This window comes from Rudaea cellulosilytica DSM 22992 (assembly GCF_000378125.1).
Taxonomy (GTDB): Bacteria; Pseudomonadota; Gammaproteobacteria; order Xanthomonadales; family Rhodanobacteraceae; genus Rudaea; species Rudaea cellulosilytica.
In genome coordinates this window covers 285,652-303,369 of record NZ_KB899241.1, presented here as the reverse complement: position 1 = coordinate 303,369, position 17,718 = coordinate 285,652, and the positions used below count along the sequence as shown (strand labels likewise).

At 64.9% G+C, this 17,718-nt stretch carries 19 protein-coding genes; 3 read left to right on the top strand and 16 right to left on the bottom strand.

The window, feature by feature from the left end:
- Positions 1-25: 25 nt before the first annotated feature.
- Entirely contained in the window at positions 26-1,399 is a 1,374-nt protein-coding gene (locus F455_RS0101445; protein ID WP_018971475.1) for a serine hydrolase domain-containing protein, read from the bottom strand.
- Positions 1,400-1,525: 126 nt separating this feature from the next.
- On the opposite strand from F455_RS0101445, the gene F455_RS0101440 reads away from it, so the two are divergent.
- Together F455_RS0101440 and F455_RS0101435 are read left to right on the top strand one after the other, a co-directional pair.
- Positions 1,526-2,113 carry a LemA family protein gene (locus tag F455_RS0101440; RefSeq protein WP_026292955.1) on the top strand — a complete coding sequence of 196 codons (588 nt, stop codon included), beginning with the start codon at positions 1,526-1,528 and terminating at the stop codon, positions 2,111-2,113.
- Between the two features lie 82 nt (positions 2,114-2,195).
- Positions 2,196-4,166 carry a M48 family metallopeptidase gene (locus tag F455_RS0101435; protein WP_018971473.1) on the top strand — a complete coding sequence of 657 codons (1,971 nt, stop codon included), beginning with the start codon at positions 2,196-2,198 and terminating at the stop codon, positions 4,164-4,166.
- A gap of 604 nt (positions 4,167-4,770) precedes the next feature.
- On the opposite strand, the gene F455_RS0101430 is transcribed toward F455_RS0101435, so the two are convergent.
- From F455_RS0101430 to F455_RS0101375, 10 genes are all read right to left on the bottom strand, one after another.
- Positions 4,771-6,351 (bottom strand): GMC family oxidoreductase, encoded by a 1,581-nt coding sequence (locus F455_RS0101430; protein ID WP_018971472.1) that lies wholly within the window; start codon positions 6,349-6,351, stop codon positions 4,771-4,773.
- 100 nt (positions 6,352-6,451) lie between these two features.
- On the bottom strand, positions 6,452-6,922 hold the full coding sequence (locus F455_RS19350; RefSeq protein ID WP_018971471.1) for a GNAT family N-acetyltransferase: 471 nt from the start codon (positions 6,920-6,922) through the stop codon (positions 6,452-6,454).
- A gap of 7 nt (positions 6,923-6,929) precedes the next feature.
- Complete coding sequence (locus tag F455_RS0101420) at positions 6,930-7,322, bottom strand: YciI family protein (protein ID WP_018971470.1); 393 nt, start codon at positions 7,320-7,322, stop codon at positions 6,930-6,932.
- A 48-nt stretch (positions 7,323-7,370) separates the two neighbouring features.
- On the bottom strand, positions 7,371-7,760 hold the full coding sequence (locus tag F455_RS0101415) for a hypothetical protein (protein ID WP_018971469.1): 390 nt from the start codon (positions 7,758-7,760) through the stop codon (positions 7,371-7,373).
- A gap of 247 nt (positions 7,761-8,007) precedes the next feature.
- Positions 8,008-8,571: a VOC family protein gene (locus F455_RS0101405; RefSeq protein ID WP_245539929.1), complete on the bottom strand. Its 564-nt coding sequence runs from the start codon at positions 8,569-8,571 to the stop codon at positions 8,008-8,010.
- A gap of 49 nt (positions 8,572-8,620) precedes the next feature.
- Positions 8,621-9,073 carry a pyrimidine dimer DNA glycosylase/endonuclease V gene (locus F455_RS0101400; protein ID WP_033408883.1) on the bottom strand — a complete coding sequence of 151 codons (453 nt, stop codon included), beginning with the start codon at positions 9,071-9,073 and terminating at the stop codon, positions 8,621-8,623.
- Between the two features lie 121 nt (positions 9,074-9,194).
- A complete protein-coding gene (locus F455_RS21720) occupies positions 9,195-9,581 on the bottom strand; it encodes a hypothetical protein (protein ID WP_018971465.1) in 387 nt (128 codons plus the stop codon).
- 422 nt (positions 9,582-10,003) lie between these two features.
- Positions 10,004-11,887 (bottom strand): M61 family metallopeptidase, encoded by a 1,884-nt coding sequence (locus tag F455_RS0101385; protein ID WP_018971463.1) that lies wholly within the window; start codon positions 11,885-11,887, stop codon positions 10,004-10,006.
- A 156-nt stretch (positions 11,888-12,043) separates the two neighbouring features.
- The gene (locus F455_RS0101380) at positions 12,044-12,340 is read right to left on the bottom strand and encodes a GIY-YIG nuclease family protein (RefSeq protein ID WP_018971462.1); all 297 of its coding nucleotides are present in this window, start codon (positions 12,338-12,340) and stop codon (positions 12,044-12,046) included.
- Between the two features lie 65 nt (positions 12,341-12,405).
- Entirely contained in the window at positions 12,406-13,212 is an 807-nt protein-coding gene (locus F455_RS0101375; protein WP_018971461.1) for an MOSC domain-containing protein, read from the bottom strand.
- A 121-nt stretch (positions 13,213-13,333) separates the two neighbouring features.
- On the opposite strand from F455_RS0101375, the gene F455_RS0101370 reads away from it, so the two are divergent.
- Positions 13,334-14,620 carry an NTP/NDP exchange transporter gene (locus tag F455_RS0101370; RefSeq protein ID WP_157578371.1) on the top strand — a complete coding sequence of 429 codons (1,287 nt, stop codon included), beginning with the start codon at positions 13,334-13,336 and terminating at the stop codon, positions 14,618-14,620.
- A 6-nt stretch (positions 14,621-14,626) separates the two neighbouring features.
- On the opposite strand, the gene F455_RS0101365 is transcribed toward F455_RS0101370, so the two are convergent.
- From F455_RS0101365 to F455_RS22770, 5 genes are all read right to left on the bottom strand, one after another.
- On the bottom strand, positions 14,627-15,535 hold the full coding sequence (locus tag F455_RS0101365; RefSeq protein WP_018971459.1) for an FAD:protein FMN transferase: 909 nt from the start codon (positions 15,533-15,535) through the stop codon (positions 14,627-14,629).
- Between the two features lie 15 nt (positions 15,536-15,550).
- Positions 15,551-16,732, bottom strand: coding sequence for a DUF3570 domain-containing protein (locus tag F455_RS0101360; protein ID WP_018971458.1), 1,182 nt, complete (start codon positions 16,730-16,732; stop codon positions 15,551-15,553).
- Positions 16,732-16,962 carry a DUF4266 domain-containing protein gene (locus F455_RS0101355; RefSeq protein WP_018971457.1) on the bottom strand — a complete coding sequence of 77 codons (231 nt, stop codon included), beginning with the start codon at positions 16,960-16,962 and terminating at the stop codon, positions 16,732-16,734. Before F455_RS0101355 ends, F455_RS0101360 begins: the two co-directional genes overlap by 1 nt.
- On the bottom strand, positions 16,952-17,512 hold the full coding sequence (locus F455_RS19340) for a TlpA family protein disulfide reductase (protein WP_018971456.1): 561 nt from the start codon (positions 17,510-17,512) through the stop codon (positions 16,952-16,954). The genes F455_RS0101355 and F455_RS19340 overlap by 11 nt, the downstream gene beginning before the upstream one ends.
- Positions 17,509-17,718, bottom strand: a 210-nt coding sequence (locus F455_RS22770; RefSeq protein WP_026292952.1) for a hypothetical protein, incomplete at its 5' end; no start/stop codon positions are given. The genes F455_RS22770 and F455_RS19340, both read right to left, overlap by 4 nt.

Below are 17,718 nucleotides of genomic sequence, written 5' to 3'. Positions count from 1 at the left end.
CGTTGTGCTTTCCGGAACGAAAAAATCAGCGCTTGCGGCCGGCGACGACGCGCGCGCGCTTCGGCACGGGCGCGGCAGGCGCGTCGAGTCCCGCCCAGTCGACTTCGGGCAGGCCGAGATAGCGGTCGAGCAGCATCGGCAGCAGGCCCGACGGCAGCGCGGTCTCGCAGTTCCACAGCATCACCGTGCCGAAGCGCGTTTTCGGAAAGAACGCGATCATCGAGTGATAGCCCTTCACGTAGCCGGCGTGAAAGAGGAGCGTTTCGCCGCCATAGTCGAATACACGCCAACCAAGCGCGTACTGCGAGTCGCTGACGCGTGCGCGCCGCCATGGCGCGACGCGGCGCTCGTGCGGCGTATCGATCTGCGGCGTATGCAGCGTCTCGAGTTCAGCCGCGCTGAGCACGTCGGGACGTCCGCCCATCTGCGCGATCAGCCACGCCGTCATGTCCTTGATGCTGGCGTTGACTCCAGCTGCTGGCGCAACGTGGTAGTAGCCTTCCCGATTCTCGAACGGTACCCAGCCTGCGCGACCGTGTGCGTGCGGGCGCGCCCAGCTCGCGCTGGACTCGAGCGCCTCGCGGCCATAGCTCGCCGTGGTCATGCCGAGCGGACGGAACAGACGCTTCTCGACCTGATGGCTGAAGAAGTCGCCGGTGGTCGCGTAGATCACGTCGCCGATCAGCGAGTAGGTGACGTTCTGGTAGCCATAGCATTCGCCGACATCGCAAGTCATCGGCACTTCCTTGAGCCGGTCGACGAGCAGCGGATACGGCTCGTTCGCCTCGATCATGCGATCGTAGGTGTTGTGTGGCAGGCCGACGCGCTGGCTGAGCACGTCGCGCACGGTGAGCTTGCTGCTCGCGTCGGCGTCGATCAGTTCGAAAGCCGGCACGAGGCTGGCGACGGTCGTGTCCCACGAAAACGCGCCATCGTCGACCAGGATGGCGGCCGTGGCGCTGGCGAAAGCCTTCGACAACGAGGCGAGACGGAACACCGTATCGGGCGTCACCTTCAAGCCAGCTTTTGCATCGGCGTAGCCGACGCCCCGTTGCAGCAGTACCTTGTCATCCTTGACCACGGCAACGGCGAGACCGGCGATGCGATTGCCTTCCTCGACCTTGTCGAGCAGGCGATCGAGCTCGGCGGCAGAGGCGGAGGCATCGCCCACACTGCGTGCGGCCTCGCCCTTGATGATGGGCGTGATGTCCTCGGATTCGGCTTCTTCGGGAACGGCTTCACCGACCGCCGCATTTTTGGCAGCGGACTGCTTCTTCGTCGGCGCGGAGGCAGTAGTTTTTTTCGTCGTGCCAGCGGAGGTCGGCGTAGCCGCCGACAGTCCGAGCGGGGCGAGGCTCAGCGTTGCGAGAATCAGCAGCGCGTGCGATCGAAGGGCCATTTCGTATTCATCGGGTCGTGCTCCGTGCGTGGATCTTGTTATTGCACGGGCGAAATCCGAACAAAAACCCCGTGCTATGCTCTTACACGGGGCGCCATTCTAGCGCCAAGAAACGGGGAAAATGTTATGTCTGTACTAATTCTGTTGGCCGTCGTCGTAGTGGTCGGCTTGTGGTTGGTCGGCATCTACAATGGCTTGGTGACGGCGCGCAACGGCTACAAGAACGCGTTTGCGCAAATCGACGTGCAGCTGCAGCGCCGCTATGACCTGATCCCGAACCTGGTCGAGACGGCCAAGGGTTACATGAAGCATGAAGCCGACACGCTGCAGGCAGTCACCGCTGCGCGCGGTGCGGCGATGAACGGACTGGCCGCGGCCAAGGCGAATCCGGGCGATCCGTCGGCGATGCAGGCGCTGTCCGGCGCAGAGACGCAATTGCAGCAGGCGCTCTTGAAGTTCAACGCGGTCGCCGAGGCGTATCCCGACCTCAAGGCCAATCAGAACATGATGCAGCTCTCCGAGGAGCTGACCTCGACCGAGAACAAAGTCGCGTTCGCGCGTCAGGCCTACAACGACGGCGTGTTGTTCTACAACAACAAGCGCGAAGTGTTCCCCAACTCGATCATCGCCAACTCGTTCGCCTTCACCCCGGCGACGCCGCTCGAAATCGAGTCGCCGGAAGCGCGCAAGGCGGTCAAGGTGTCGTTCACCTAAAGCGGGAACGGGAAAGGGAACGGGAGAGCGACGAAAGCCGCTTTCTGTTCCCTGCTTCCTGGCACCCATTCCCGCCTCGCAGATGAATTTCTTCGCCCAGCAGGATCGTGCCCGCGCGCAGACGCGGCGCATGCTCGTGTTGTTCACCATCGCGGTGGTGTGCATCGTCGCCGCGGTCGACCTCGTCGTCGCGATCGCGTTCGGCGTCATGGGCGACGGCCATCGCAACGCCTATCGCGCGGCGGCCTCGCCGCAGACCGGCGTGCTCGTCGCTACGACGCTGGTCGTGCTCGCTGTGATCGGCTGCTCGATGCTGTACAAGATTTCGAGCCTGCGCGCCGGCGGCGGCGTAGTCGCGCGCCAGCTCGGCGCGACCCTGCTCGATCCCCACGATCCGGCCGTCGCCGGCAATTTCGCCTACAAGCGCCTGCGCAACGTGGTCGAGGAAATCGCAATCGCCTCGGGCGTTCCCGTACCCGAGGTCTACGTGCTCGAGAACGAGCCGGGAATCAATGCTTTCGCCTCGGGCTATACCTCCTCCGACGCGGCGATCACGGTGACGCGCGGCTGCCTCGACAAGCTCACGCGCGACGAACTGCAGGGCGTGATTGCGCACGAGTTCAGCCACGTGCTCAACGGCGACATGCGCCTCAACATCCGCCTCATGGGCGTGCTGTTCGGCATCCTCGTCATCGGCATCGTCGGCAGCAAGATGCTGCAGTGGAGCGGGCGCGGGCGCGATTCGAACTGGCAGGTGTTCCTCGGCATCGCGCTGCTGATCATCGGCTCGATCGGCCTGTTCTTCGGCCGCCTGATCAAGGCCGGCGTGTCGCGTCAGCGCGAATACCTCGCCGACGCTTCCGCCGTGCAGTTCACGCGCCAGTCGCAGGGGATCGCCGGCGCGCTGAAGAAAATCGCCGGACTCGCCGAAGGCTCCAAACTCGAAACCTCGGAGCGCGAGGAAGCCGCGCACATGTTCTTCGGCGACGGCGTCGGCTACTCCGCGCTGTTCGCCACCCATCCGCCGCTGCACAAGCGCATCCTTGCGATCGATCCGCAGTTCGATCCGCAGGAACTGGTGGCGATCGCCAAGGCCTGGAGCGCGCCGGTCGAGGCGGTCGACGAAGAAGGCGCCGAGGTCTCGATCTCCGGGCTCGCGCCCGCAGGTGCGTCACGTGCGCGCGCGTCCGCGACCCCCGGCGTGCTGCCACCGGTCGATGCGGCGATCGCGCTGACCCCGAACAAGGTTGTCACTCAGGTCGCGCATCCGGGATCGGACGATTACCGCGCCGCGAGCGCGATCCATACGACGATCGCCGACACGCTGCGCGCTTACGCCTATTCGGCCGAGCGCGCGCCGCAGGTCGTGCTTGCGCTGGCCCTCGACGCCGGCGCAGACCTTCGCGCCAAGCAGCTCGGCCTCATCGAAAAGTATTTCGGTACCGCCACGCGCGCCGGCATCGAGGAGATCGCCGCCGACGTCGCCAACCTGCACCCGATGCAGCGCCTGCCGCTTGCCCAACTCGCGTTCCCTGCCTTGCGCAAGCGCGCGCGCGGCGAGCTGCAGACCTTCGTCATCGTGCTGCGCCAGCTCATCCAGACCGACGGTCGCGTCCAGCTCGAGGAGTACTGCCTTGCCACTTTGGTCTCGGCCCAGGTGATCGAAGCGCTCGACCCGTCGAAGACCGCTGCGGGCGGCAGCAGCAAGCTGACCGATTGCGCCACTGAGATCATCACTGTGGTCGCCACGATCGCGCGCTACGGCAACGACGATGCGGCCGAGGCCGCGCGTGCGTTCCAGCTTGGCATGCACGAGGTGCTGCCCGATGCGAATGCGCGCTATGCGCCGCCCGAGGATTTCGTGCGCGCGCTCGACGCCGCACTGCCGAAGCTCGATCGGCTCGTGCCCGCCGGCAAGGAACTGCTCGTGCGTGGCCTCACGCGCGCGGTCGGCGCCGACGGCATGGTCTCGGTCAGCGAGGCCGAGTTGTTGCGCACGATCTGCGCGGCGCTGCATTGTCCGCTGCCGCCGCTGCTTGAGCAGGCAGCATAGAGGCGCGCCGCCTCTCGATTCTTTGATCTTTTGCTTTTTAGAGCAAGGGCTTCCACTCGTCCTGCGGACGAGCGTCTTACTTTCTCTGCTCGTGCAGAGAAAGTAAGCAAAGAGACACGCCCCAGAACATTGCGCCCTGCGCGCATCCTGCGCTCCGGGTCCGCGTCAGCGGTCGGCGCGATCCCTCGCGCCGCCCCTGCGGGCGTTTCCGACCGCTGCCGCCGCAATGTAATGGGGACCCGAAAAAACCAAAGCAGCGCGCATCCTGTGCGCGAAAGCAGAAGCAGAGGCGCCTCGCATGCCCTTGCTCTTGATCCGGCTCGTGATCTTCGGGTCCCCGTTTGCCGCGGCGAGGGCAGGACGGAAATGTCCGCAGGAGCGCGCGCACGATGCGCGCGAGTTCGCTGCACGCATCAGGGACGTGCGTTCAACGAACCCCGGCCTGACCTCGCGCACTGCCGCAGGCAGCGCGGCATCCGGAGTGTGTTCTCTTTGGTCACTTTCTCTTGCACAAGCAAGAGAAAGTGACCCGCACGCTGGACGCGCGCGGAAAACCGGATGGACACGGTCAGATAAAATCAAAAAACGGGCACGATGAACCGTGCTAGGCGGACCGGATCAGATCCGCCGCACGCTCCGCGATCATGATCGTCGGCGCATTCGTATTGCCGCCAAGCAACGAAGGCATGACCGAAGCATCGACCACGCGCAGCGCTTCGATGCCGCGCACGCGCAATTCGGAATCGACCACGGCGCCGTTGTCCGTGCCCATGCGACAGGTACCCACTGGATGGTAGATCGTCTCGGCCTTGTTGCGCACGAACGCTTCGAGTTCGGCATCCGTCTTCGCCTCGGCACCCGGAAAAATTTCGCTGCCGCGGTACGCGTCGAACGGCGCTTGAGCGAAGATCTCGCGCGACAGCTTGGTCGCCTCGATCATCATTTTCAGGTCGAAGCCTTCGGCATCGGAGAGATAGTTCGCCTGGATCCGCGCCGGTGCGGATGGATCGGCCGAGCGCAGCCGGATCGTGCCGCGGCTGCGCGGACGCAGGAAGCAGGCATGCACGGTGTAGCCGTGGCCGGGCAGGCGATGGCGGCCGTGATCGTCGAGCATCGCCGGGACGAAGTGGAATTGCACGTCGCAGTTCGCGTCGCGCGCGAAACGCGAACGCGCAAAGCCGCCGGCCTCGGCCACGTTCGAGGTGCCGGGACCTTTGCGCTTGGTCAGATACTGCCAGGCCACGGCCGCGTCGTTGAGCTTGTCGTAGGTGATCGGCTGCGTGCTGTGCTGCAAGGTGCAGACGTCGAGATGATCCTGCAGATTGCCGCCGACGCCGGCGAGATCGTGCGCCACCGCGATGCCGAGCGCGCGCAGATGGTCGGCCGGGCCGATGCCCGAGAGCATCAGCAGTTGCGGCGAGTTGATCGCGCCGCCACAGAGGATGACTTCGCCGCCTTCCGCGCGCGTGAGCCGGCCGCGGTGGCGGTAGTCGACGCCGATCGCACGCGCGCCCGAGAGCAGCACGCGTTCCGTCGCCGCGCGCGTGAGCACGGTCAGGTTCGCGCGTGCGCGCGCCGGCTTAAGGAAGGCCTGCGCGGCCGAGGCACGTGCGCCGTTCTTCTGCGTCACCTGATAGTAGCCGAAGCCGGCCTGTTCTCCGGCATTGAAATCGTCGTTGCGCGCATGCCCACCCGCCACAGCGGCATCAATGAACGCCTGCGAGAGTTCGTTGTGGTAGAGCAGGTCCGATACGCTGAGGGCGCCGCCGACCCCGTGCCATTCGCTCGCGCCGCGCACATTGTTCTCCGAGCGCTTGAACACGGGCAGCACGTTGCGCCAGGCCCAGCGCTCATCGCCGCTCGCGTGCGCCCAACCATCGTAGTCGCCGGCAACGCCGCGCACGTAGCACATCGCGTTGATCGAACTCGAGCCGCCGAGCACGCGTCCGCGCGGCCACCACAGACGGCGACCGCCGAGCTGCGCTTCGGGCTCGGTCGTGTAGTTCCAGTTGATGCCTTTCTTGCCGACCAGCTTGGCGATGCCGGCCGGCATGTGAATGAACGGGTGCCAGTCGGATGGGCCCGCTTCAAGCAGCAGCACACGCCGGTTCGGATCCTCGCTCAGGCGATTGGCCAGCACGCAGCCGGCCGATCCGGCGCCGACGATGATGCAGTCGTACTTCATGCGGAAATCCCTGCGCCGCTTGCGCGGCAGACTTCGGCGAGGCTAAAGGGGGGCGCTAGAGCAGATGCTCCATCGCAGCGCAGCACGCGACGCCTGCGGGTCACGAACTTCCCGCGGTCAATTCCTTGACCATGTGCAGCGCCGTCTCGACGCCGCGGTAGTAGCGCTGCGTTGCGTTGACCTGCTCGAAACCGACGCGCTCGTAGAACGCCCGCGCAGCGAGATTGGAGGCGCGCAGTTCGACCTGGGCACTGCGGATGCCGGCCGTGCGCAGCGTCGCCTCGAGCCAGGCCCACAGCGCGCTGGCGACGCCGCGGCGCCGCCATGCCGGCGCGATGCCGAACAACAGGAGATGTGCGTGTTCCGCGTCGTAGCTCATCAACGCGAAGCCGATCACGCCTACGCCATCGCGGGCGACGATCACGTTGCTGCGCGGATCGCGGATGCAATGTTGCACCCGCGCCGGCGTCCACGACCAGCCCAGTCCGTGCTCGATCTCATCGCGCGCGAGCACGGCGATGGCCTGCGCGTCGGCGATCGTGGCGAGTGCGATTTCCGGTACCGCGATCATCGCATGCTCAGCCGGCTGCCGGCGTTTCCGCAGTCACGGCGAAGGCGTTGCCCTGCGCCGGGTCGAGTTCGCGTACCTCGTTGACGAGTCCGAAGGCCAGGCACGGATTCTGTGCGAGCAAATGCGCCGCCTTGTCGAGACTGCGCGCATACACGGACCAATAGCCACCGATCACTTCTTTTGCTTCGGAGTAGGGTCCGTCGACCACGCCGCGGCGCGAGACGAACCTGCCGTCCTTCATCAGCCGGCTTCCTCGTGTCGCCTTGCCCTCCGTGACCATGCGCTCGTGCCAGACATAGAACGCGTCGATCGCGCGCTGGATGTCTTCCTTCGGTGCGGACGCGTCCCACTGGCCGCGCGAGATGACGAGGTATTCGGTGAGAGGAGTGTCTGCGCTCATGGGAGATATCCGTGGAAAGGGTTGAAGGCAAGGGATGCCAATGCTGACTCACGCGGGAAGGTATTCGCGCATCTGCGCATAGATCGGGGTCAGCGTGTCGATGTCGCAGCTGCCGCCTGCGAACACATAGGTGGTTTCGAAATCCTCGTAGCTTCGCGCGCGCCAGAGGCGGCCGGCAGGATCGATCACGAGCGAGTGGCCGACGCCGCCGCGAAAGATCACCGAGCCTTCGGTGCCACGATAGACCTTGCATGTCCACGGGCGTTCCTGCGGACGCGCGGCCATGAAGGCCTCGATGTCGCGAACCAGACCGGCGAACAGCGCGGCGCGATCGGCAGCCGGTGCACGCAGGGTCCGCGCGACGGCATCGGCGAGCAGCGGATCCGCCGGCGAAGTCAGCACGCCGGACTGCAGCGGCTGCTCGGCAGATGCGTTCACGGCGTTTCGCGTTCGAAAAGAAGCGGCGTCCCCAGGAATCTCTGCACAAGCGTCGCGAGCGAAGACAGTTCGTGTGCCGCCGGAGCGCAGGAACCGGAGCATACATAGAAGTATGTGAGGATGACTCGCCGCATCCGCGGCTCGCCCTTCGGGCCGGCTTCGCCGTTCGCTCCGGCATCCTGCCTTCGCAGTCCGAGCACCGCCGACGTGCGAAATGTCGAGCGCAGCAGCTTGTGCAGAGATTCCCTCACGCGCTCTTGTTCTTCTCGTCCCAAGCCATCGGCTGCCACAGCTCCACCTTGTTGCCGTCCGGGTCCATGACCCAGGCGAACTTGCCGTTTTCGTGCGACTCGGGGCCGCTGACGATTTCGATCCCGTCCGCGCGCAGCTGCGCGATCAACTCGCCAAGATCGTCGACGCGATAATTGATCATGAAGGCGGAGTCGCTGGGGCTGAACCACTGGCTGTCCTTGCCGGCGACATGCCATGCGGTCACTCCTTTGTCATCGGCCTTGTCGTCCGGCCAGCGCAGTGCCGCGCCGCCCCAGGCCTGCAGCGGTATGCCCAGGTGCTTCTGATACCAAGCGGCCAGCGCCTTGTTGTCGTTTCTGCTCTTGAAGAAGACGCCGCCGATTCCTGTAACTTTAGCCATGATTCGTCCGTCCGCGTAGATTGTCGATGCCGTGGGCCGCCTGACGGCGGGGCCGGGCGGCCGTTGCCGCTCCGGGGGCGACAGCTTAGCGCAACGCCTATCCCGTTGCGTTTCAACTCGCCGGTGTTTGGCGATGTCCACCGCATTGGTCTCGGGCATCGCGTTCGTTGCTCATCATGGCCTCTTTGTCTACATCGATTGGCGAGGGTCAGTCGCGTTTCGACCGAGTGTCATCGATGCGCTCCCATGATTCGATCGGACCGGGCCGGATACGGAATATCGGATGGGATTCGGGAGTGCTGATGTGACGCCACTGCTCCCATAGCGCGGGATTGCGTACCGCCAGCTTGCGCAACAGGTGATCCCATTCGTATTGCATCTGTCCCGTATTGACCGGAATGGGCGCCTGCACCTGCCCGCGGCCTATCTTGTCGCGATCGAAGGAATAGCCGCGGGCCAATGCTTCGGCATGAACGCCGCGAAGATAGGAACTGATCGCGGAGCGCGGCGTCGAGTGCGCGCGAAACCGTTCGAGCTGCGGATGATTGCGGTAGCCGCGGGTGCTCCCGGCGAGAACGGCGCGGGCCAGCAGCGCTTCTCGCCACAGCGCGACGAGGCCTTGAGGATCAAGGTACCGCGGATGCAATGACCAAAGTCGCATCGAAGACACTCAGCGCTTGAACTAAGCGGCCGCTGCCGCAGAGCGCACGACGATACCGAAGCCCATCGCGGCGGTCCACCCGACCGAATAGCTTGGCTGCACCTTGCCTCAAAACCTGTGCTCAGGGATTGGGCGCGGGTACGACACGCAACGTGGCGGCGAACATCTCGCGCGTCTCCGCGTCGGTTATGTGCTCGGCGGCTGCTTTGGCCTGCAAGTAGTGCTCGGCATGTGCCGCTGTGTCGCCTTTTGCTGAGGCGACGTTGGCCGCCACCGCATGGGCAAACGCCAGCTCCCATGGCGCACAGTCGTGTTGCGTGAAGTGCGGCAGCGATTTGCCCAGATAGTGCGCTGCAGGTCCGGGGAGTCTGAGCAGTGCGTACACGTGCGCAAGCAACTGCGCGGCATGGGCGTGATTGCTCGGCTTGCCAACAATCTTCCAGAAGTACATCGCCGCATGTGCAGCCTGCAGCATCTCTTCATCTTCCTCGGGCGAGCGGCGAAGCATTTCAGCGAGCGTCCACGCTCGGTTGTTGGCCTGAGAGGCCAAACGCCTCTGCCAAAGCGCGACGTCTTCCGCAGTTGGTTTTTCTGCCATAGGTCGATGTCCTGGGCTTACGCGCGCCCTAGTGCTTGAGCCAGGAGAAGGGTTAAAGCGCGTCGCCATATTTTTTGTACCACTCTTCAAGTGTCCGAACGCATCCTTTCCCGCCGAAGATGATGCCCCAGAGAATCAGGGTCACTAGAGCTAATACGACCAACAAGGCTGGATAGGGCATTTCTGTGCCACCTGTGACTAGCCTTCAATCACAAAATTCCACCTGACTCCGCGGCCTAATCGTGAGGTTCTCGTCGGCAACGGGATTTCTCATTGACGTCGTCACATGTCGATTGGGAAGGGGCAATGCAGGGCAACGGCGGCGGACGCCGTCAGCGCGGCGCGAGGATTGCGCCGAGCCGGTCGACGGTGCCGGGGATGCGTTCGAGGTGCGGGTACTTCGCGCCGTTGTGGTAGTCGATTTTGAACGTGCGATAGAGGTCGCCGCTCTTCACCAGCAGTTCGATCGGCGCATTGCTGCTCTTGGCTTCCTTGATCGTGTCGGCGAGGCGTTCTGGCCGGTACTCGCGACCGTTGATCGCGATTAGCGTGCCGCCGGGCGCGATGCCGGCCTTGAACGCGGGGCCGTTCCAGCGCACGTCGGAGATGCGGCCGCCGTCGCTCGCGACCATGAGACCGATCGAGGCGGCGAAGTTGTTCGTCTTCGCGTTGCCTTCGGCGTTCTTCTGGTAGTCGCTGGGCTTGTCGGTGTAGACGAGCTTCCAGCCGGCGGCGGCGAGGCCGTCGAGCGGCGGCGCATTGGCGTCGACGCGTTCGCGCAGGAATTTCGCCCAGTCGTTCGGCGCGATCGCGTTCAGCGTCGCGGCGACGTCGTCGAAAGTATACGTTTTGACCTTCCAGTCGCCGTTGTCGACACCGAAGAAGGCGTGGGCGAAATCATCGAGCGACTTCTTTTCTTGACTGAGTTCACGCAGCTTCGTGTCGACCGCGAGCCAGACCAGCGCGCCGGCGCTGTAGTAGTCCTCGCTCATCTGATAGTTGCGATACGGCAGCGGGCGACGCTGGGCGATGGTCGGGTCGTTGGTCGTGTCCTGCACGTTGCGCCAGGAAAACCCCGGGCGGTTGTCGGCGTAGTTGGCCACCGTGATCGCGAGCTCGTCGCGCGCCTGTTCGGCGCTGTGCAGGCCCGCGCGTGCGGCGAGCACGTTGCCCCAGTATTGCGTCTGGCCTTCGTAGACCCAGAGCAGGGTATCGCCCATGCTCACGTTGAAGTTCGGCGTGGCGAGGTCCGCCGGGCGGCGGAACTTGCCGTTCCACGAATGCGTGTACTCGTGCGGCAGCAGGTCGCGTTCACCGGCCTGCTTGTTCCAATCGGTGAAGTACTCGGGCGCGACGCCGTTTTCGCTGGAGCGATGGTGTTCGAGGCCGATGCCGCTGAGCTTGTTCGACAGCGCGAACAGGAAGTCGTAGTGGTCGTAATGCTGCGAGCCGTAGAGCTTGTACGCCTGCTTGACCAATTGCTGGTGCACCTTCAACTGTTCGGGTTTGATCTCGAGGTACTTCGCCTCGTCGGCGACGATGTTGAGATGCACCGGTACCTTCGCACCGGGATCGAGGTCGACGCGCTTGAAATAGCGGCCGGCGAACATCGGCGAGTCGACCAGCGTGGCGAAGTCGACCGGCTTGAAGTTGGCTTTGCCGTCGCTGCTCGCGCCGTCGCGTTCGAGCGCGGTGGCGAATTCCCAGCCGGCGGGCAGCGTCACGCTCGCGGCGACCTGCACCTGGCTCGCATTGTGTCCGGCCGGATACAGCGCGACCGTGTTCCATTGCAGGTTGAGCATCTCCGGCGTCATCACGACGCGGCCCTGGCCGCCGTCCAGCGGCGAGAGGAACTGGAATTCCGCCTCGATCGCGTTCGCACCCTCGGGCACGTCGACGTGAAAGGCGTAGACGTTTTCCGGATCGCGCCGCCACGCCAGCGTCTTGCCGTTGGCGCGGATCACGAGACCGGCGAATTTGTCGATCGGCCCGCGCGGTGCGTGGTTGCCGGGCAGCCATTGCGGATAGAGCAGGGTCAGCCCCCCGGGTGTCGCCGGAATTTCTTCGTGCACGCGAAAGATGCGATGGTCGAGATCGGTCGCATCCACCTGCAGCTTCAGCACGCCGGGATACGGTGTGTCGGCCGGCACAGGCGCCATAGCCTGCGCGATCGTGGATGTGGAAAAGACGACGAGGGCGGCGAGTACGCGGCGCATTGCGGGATCCTTGTGGACGACGGCGCAGCATAGCAAGCGCTCCGCGCCGGTCCGGTAGGCCGGAAGTCATGCTTGCGCGATCTGGCGGCTCACCCTTTTTCTCGTCATTCCGGCATGGATTGCCGGAATCCAGACCGCACGGATGCCAGGTGTCGATCACCCTTCGATCAAATCAGACCACAAATCCTTCCACTGTGGGTTGTGCCGTTCGACAAGGACAATCTTGGCTTTGCGCGACCATTTCTTCAATTGCCTTTCGCGTGCGATAGCCGAAAGCATTTCAGCGTGCTGCTCGTACCAGACCAGGTCATGGACGATGTACTTGTTTGTGAATCCCTCGACGACATCGTTACGATGCTCGTAAATGCGCTTGATCAGGTCGGACGTTACGCCGATGTAGAGTGTGCCGTTGCGTCCGCTGGCAAGGATGTAGACGCAGGGGTGCTTCTCCACGGCATTTCTTCAGATTGACATCCCTGTAATCTGGGTTCCGGCAGTCCCTGCCGGAACGACGAGCTTCACGCGATGACGCTGACGCTGTCGCCGACACGCACCACGCCCCGCCCGCGAGGAATCAGGTTCTGTCCGAAGGTCACGCCCTTTTCGCCGCGGCGGTAGCCGATCAGCGTGCGCAGGGGTTCGCCGGAAGGATCGCGCTCGCCGCGCTCAAAATCGACCGTGGTGAACACACAGCGAACGCAGGGCTTGACCACGTCGAACTCGACCTCGCCGACGCGGATGCGTTTCCAGCCGTCCTCGGCATGCGGTTCGCTGCCGGCGACAACGAGATTCGGGCGGAAGCGCAGCATAGTCACGGGCACGGCGAGTTTCGAGTTGAGCAGGTCGAGTGCCGCCTGCGAGATCAGCAGCAGCGGGAAGCCGTCGGCGAAGCTGACTTCATCGCCGGCGCGCGCATACTTCGCGTCGACCGCGCGCACGCATTCCGCGTCCATGTACACCAGGCGCGCTGGTTTGCCGAGGAACTTGCTCAGCCACGCGTTCGTGGTTTCATCGGCAAGTAGCGGCGCGACCGGGTTGTCCCACACCGCGGTGGCGATGCGTCGGCCGTGGGTATCGGGCACGGCAACGCGAATGCCCGAGGTCGCGGGTGCGTCGAGATGCAGCGAGCCGTCCGCATTCGGCAGCGCGCGGATCAGGGTCAGGCGCGCCTGCTCGCGCCCGGTGAGGAATTTGCCGTCGGCATCGACCGCCATCCAACGCCGGTCGCGGGCGAGTCCGCGCGTCTCGACCGCCGAGGACTTGAGCGCCAGCGGCGCGCCGGATTTCAGCGGATAGATGTGGATCGAGGCGAGCGCGAAGGTCATCGGCAAAGGATACGGTAAGCGCATTGCAGATGGCATCTCCTGCCTTCTTCCGGCGACAGAGCGGCGGCAAACCGCGTCACGCATGTTACCCTTCACGCCCCCGGCAATCGGCGACAGCGCCTTGGCGACATCCAGCACCGAACAGAGCCGCGGCTTCTTCCGCATCAAGTCCGCGGAATGGCCCGCGTTGCTGCTCTCGTTCGCGTATTTCTTCTGCGTGCTCGGCTCGTACTACGTGATGCGGCCGGTGCGCGAGCAGCTGGTCGCGGCGGTCGGGTCCACTTCGCTGCCGTCGTTTTATCTCGCGACCTTTCTCGTCACGCTCGCGCTGACGCCGATCTACGGCGCGCTCGTCGCGCGCTTCCCGCGCAAGCGTTTCGTGCCGATCGTCTATGCGTTCTTCATCCTGTGCCTGATCGCCTTCATCCCGTTCTTCGAAATCCAGGGGCAGTTGAATCCGAAGGTGCTCGGCGGCGTGTTCTTCGTCTGGGTCAGCGTGTTCAATCTGTTCGTCGTCGCGGTGTTCTGGAGCTTCATGGCCGACATCTTCACCGTCGACCAGTCGCACCGGCTGTTCAGCGTGATTTCGATTGGCGGCGGGCTCGGCGCGATCGGCGGTTCGCTGCTCGCTGGCAGTCTCGTCGGCCATATCGGCATCGCCAAGCTGCTCGCGGTATCGGCCGGCCTGCTCGGATGTTCGATCGCCTGCATCGCGGGTCTCGTCGTGTGGTCGCGGCGCAATCCGATCGAGAAGGGGGTCGACCGCAACGAGGTCGTGATCGGCGGCGGCATGCTTGCAGGCGCGAGGCAGGTGTTCGCATCGCCTTTCCTGCGCAGCATGGCCTTGCTGTTGCTGCTCGGCGACGGCGTCGGCACGGTGCTCTACGCGCTGCAGGCGGACTACGCGAAGGCGCATTTTCCCGACGGCATAGCGCGCACCGAGTTCTTCGCCCACATCGATCTCGCCATCAATGTCACGCAAACCGTACTGCAACTCACCTTGACTCCGTGGGTGCTGACGCGGCGCGGGCCGGTCATCGCCGTGATCACGGCCGACGCGGTCAAAGTGGCGGGCCTGCTCCTGCTCGTGCTGGTCGGCAATCCGGCCTTGATCGCGGTCGCGCTCGTCGCCACACGCTCGTTCGCCTATGGCATGGAAAAGCCGAGTTCGGACAGCCTGTACACACGCGTCGATCGCGAAGAACGCTACAAGGCCAAGGGCTTCATCGATACGGCCGTATGGCGTCTCGGCGACTTCACCATTGCGCTGGCGATGAACGGCCTGCGTGGCCTCGGCATGACCACAACCGGCTTCGCCTGCCTCGCGACGTTCGCCGCAGGCGGCGCCTGCTGGACTGCATGGCGACTGCGCGGAACGCGTGAGCTGGCGACACAAGCGGGTCGTTGAGGCGGGTCATTTCGCAGCGACCTCGATCGTTCCTCGTGTCCTGCCATCGGCATCGACCGCGAGCCAAGGCAGGCCGAGTTCGCGCAGATAGGCGGCGCCCTGCTCGAGACCGAGCAGCATCGCCACGGTCGACGCCGCACCGGCGACGAGGCAACTGTCGGCGAGCACACTGACGCTCGCAAAGCTGTCCACGGGTCGCCCGTTCGTCGGATCGACGATGTGCGAGTAACGCTTGCCGTCGACGATCATGACGCGCTCGTAGTCGCCGCTCGTGGCCAGGCCACCTCGCGCGAGTTGAATAGTGGCGTACACGTTGGCCGGATTGCGCGGCGACTTGATCCCGGCCAGCCAGGCGCTGCCGCCGGCATGCGCACCGATGACGGCGAGATCGCCGCCGAGGTCGACGATGCCGTGGGTGACTCCGTTCTGCCGACAGATTTCCGCGGCGCGGTCGGCGGCGTATTCCTTGACCATGCCGCCGAAGTCGATGCGCATGCCGGCGATCGGCAGGCGCAGGTACGGGCGCTGCCATTCGACGCGATGCCAGCCGGTGCGTGCGACGGCGTCGTCGATCTGTGCTTGCGCGGGAACGCGTCCACTTTGCAGATCCCAGAGTTTGGTCAGCGCGCCAGCGGTGATGTCGAAACGGCCCGCGCTTTGCGCGTGCAGCGCGGCGGCGAAGTCGATCAGGTTGGCGGCTTCTTCGTCGAGTTCGATCGCGCGCCCGCTGCCGGCGCTCGCGCAAAGACGCGCGAGCCAATTGTCATCGCGGTAATGCGAATATTTCTCGTCGAGACGAGCGACTTCGGTTTGCGCCTTTGCTGCCGCGGCGCGCGCAACAGACTCAAAATCCGTTTCGAACTGGATCTCGCACGGGCAGCCCATGCTCGAGAACGCGTAGCGGTGCAGGTCCATTGCCGAACTGTCGCATCAGTCGATGCCGAAATCGAGCCCTGCCCAGACCCGCGTGGAGTCGACCAAGGCCGGCACCGCCGCGCCGCCACCGTCGAGCGCCAGGCCCTTGGCGCTGTGGTAGCGCTCCGCGCCGAGGCTGAACTCCCAGCGGCCGATCGCCTTGCGGATATTTATACTTGTGGAAAATGCACCATAGGTGCCGAGCCGATAGTCGCTCGAGTAGTAGCGTTGCCCGGCCGGCGCGGCAAGGAACGGTGCATAAAAGCGCGCAGCCGACTGGCTATACCAACGCAGGGTCGGCACGAGGCGCCAGCCATGGCCAAGGCCCTGATACCAGGATGCTTCGATCGTATGCGAAGTCAGGCCCCAGCTGTCCTGCGCGTAGCGGTAGTCGAGATGCAGCGCGGCATCGATCTGCGCGTACGAGCGGCGATAGCGAACGAGGCCGGCGGCTTCGACGCGGCGGTCGGGGCGCCGCTCGGCGAGGATGTCCGCGCCGTAGGTAAACAACTTGTACGGATCGGTCAGGTAACCGTGGCCGAGGTTGACCTGCACGCCGGCCTGCAGCACCGAGTCGCGGTCGAGCACCCAGGCGAGGCTGGCAAACGTGGACGCGGTGTTTTTTGTCGCGTGCGTGATGCGGTTGTACAGCGCCGCGTCGGTCGGCTCGATCACGTCGTGCGAGAAACTGCCGCCGTAGCCGAGCGTGGTTGCGGCATCGAGCGGCTGGCTGCGCTCTACGCCGATCGCGGCGGCGCGGTAGTCGCGCTCGCTCGAGTACGAGGCGGTGTAGGTCGTGTTCGCGCTCGTGCCAGGGTTCTGCGTCAGCGCGACCGACAGCGCGCTGCGATGGTCGCGTATCGTCGCGCCGCTCAACACCTGCACCGGGCGCAGCTGCGCGTCGGGAGCGACGAACCAGGGCGACGAACCGCTCATCACTTCGTGCGTCGCATCGAGCTTGAGGCCCCAGGCGCCGCCATCGAGCTTGGTATCGACGTCGAGCTGTTGCGAGAGCACGCGATAGCGGCGCGGATCGCCGACTACGCTGCCGTGGAGCGCATCTTCGTCATACTCGGAAAAACGGTAGCTCGCATGCGTGTTCGCTTCGTCGCTATCGGCGGCATTCGCTGGTGTGGCCGGCAGCAAGGCCGCGGCGGCGGAGAGCAGGGCGGCGAGTGAGGCGGAGGGGCGAAGCATCAGTTGCACCCGCAGCCGGCGCCGGCGGCGCCGATCGTGCCGCTCGATCCTTCCTTGCTGAAATACGCATGCTGCTTCATTGCGGTTTGTGCGGAGTCCGGGTCCCAACGCATGTCCCAGCGCGCGAGATGCGCGCGTTCCCAGGGCTGTACGGGTTTAGTCGCGCAGGCGGCGAGCGCGGCGCCGCATGCGAGCGCGCAGGTGAGGCGAAGCAAAAGATCAGGACGCATGCACAGGTTCCTTGGTGAGTTTGTCGATTTCCTGCCGCAGCGTGTCGATGTCGACGGATTTGAAGCCCTGGCCGCGCCAGCGCACGACGCCGTTGCGATCGATCAAGTAGGAAGTCGGCATGCCGACAAGGCCGTAGGCCTTTGGCACTTCGCCCGCGGGATCGAGCACGATCGCGTAGCCGACCGGATGCGCGGCGAGGAATTTCTCCGCATCGGCGCGCGTTTCGTCGACGTTGACCGCGAGGATCGCGAATCCGTCACCCGGCAGCGAAGCGCGCAGTTTTTCGTACTGCGGCATCGCCTCGCGACACGGGCTGCACCACGAGGCCCAGAAGTCGACGAAGACGATCTTGCCGTGCAGGTCAGCGAGGCCGAGCGGCGCGTCCTTGCCGAGCTGCGGCAGACGAAAATCCGGGGCGCGTTCGCCAACGCCGACCGCATGGCCGATGTCGGCCGCGAGCAACATCGCCGCGGCGAGCATCGCGATCGCCGCGCGACGAAGCCGAGGTACCGGCTTCGCCGCGGGCGAGTTGCTTGCGTGGCTGCTCATGGGCAAGCCAGTCCGCTGACGCCGCTGAGGCGAACCAGGTCCATCGAGCCGTTCGGGTAAGCCGGGATGACCGGATTCCATTGCGCCGTGGCGTTGTTGCAGTCGGTGAATTTCAGGGTCAGCGTGCCCCAGTTGGTGCGCACGATCCTGGTCTTGTCGAAGTTTGGTGGGAACATGCCGCCGCTGCCCGATTGGACGTTGAGCGT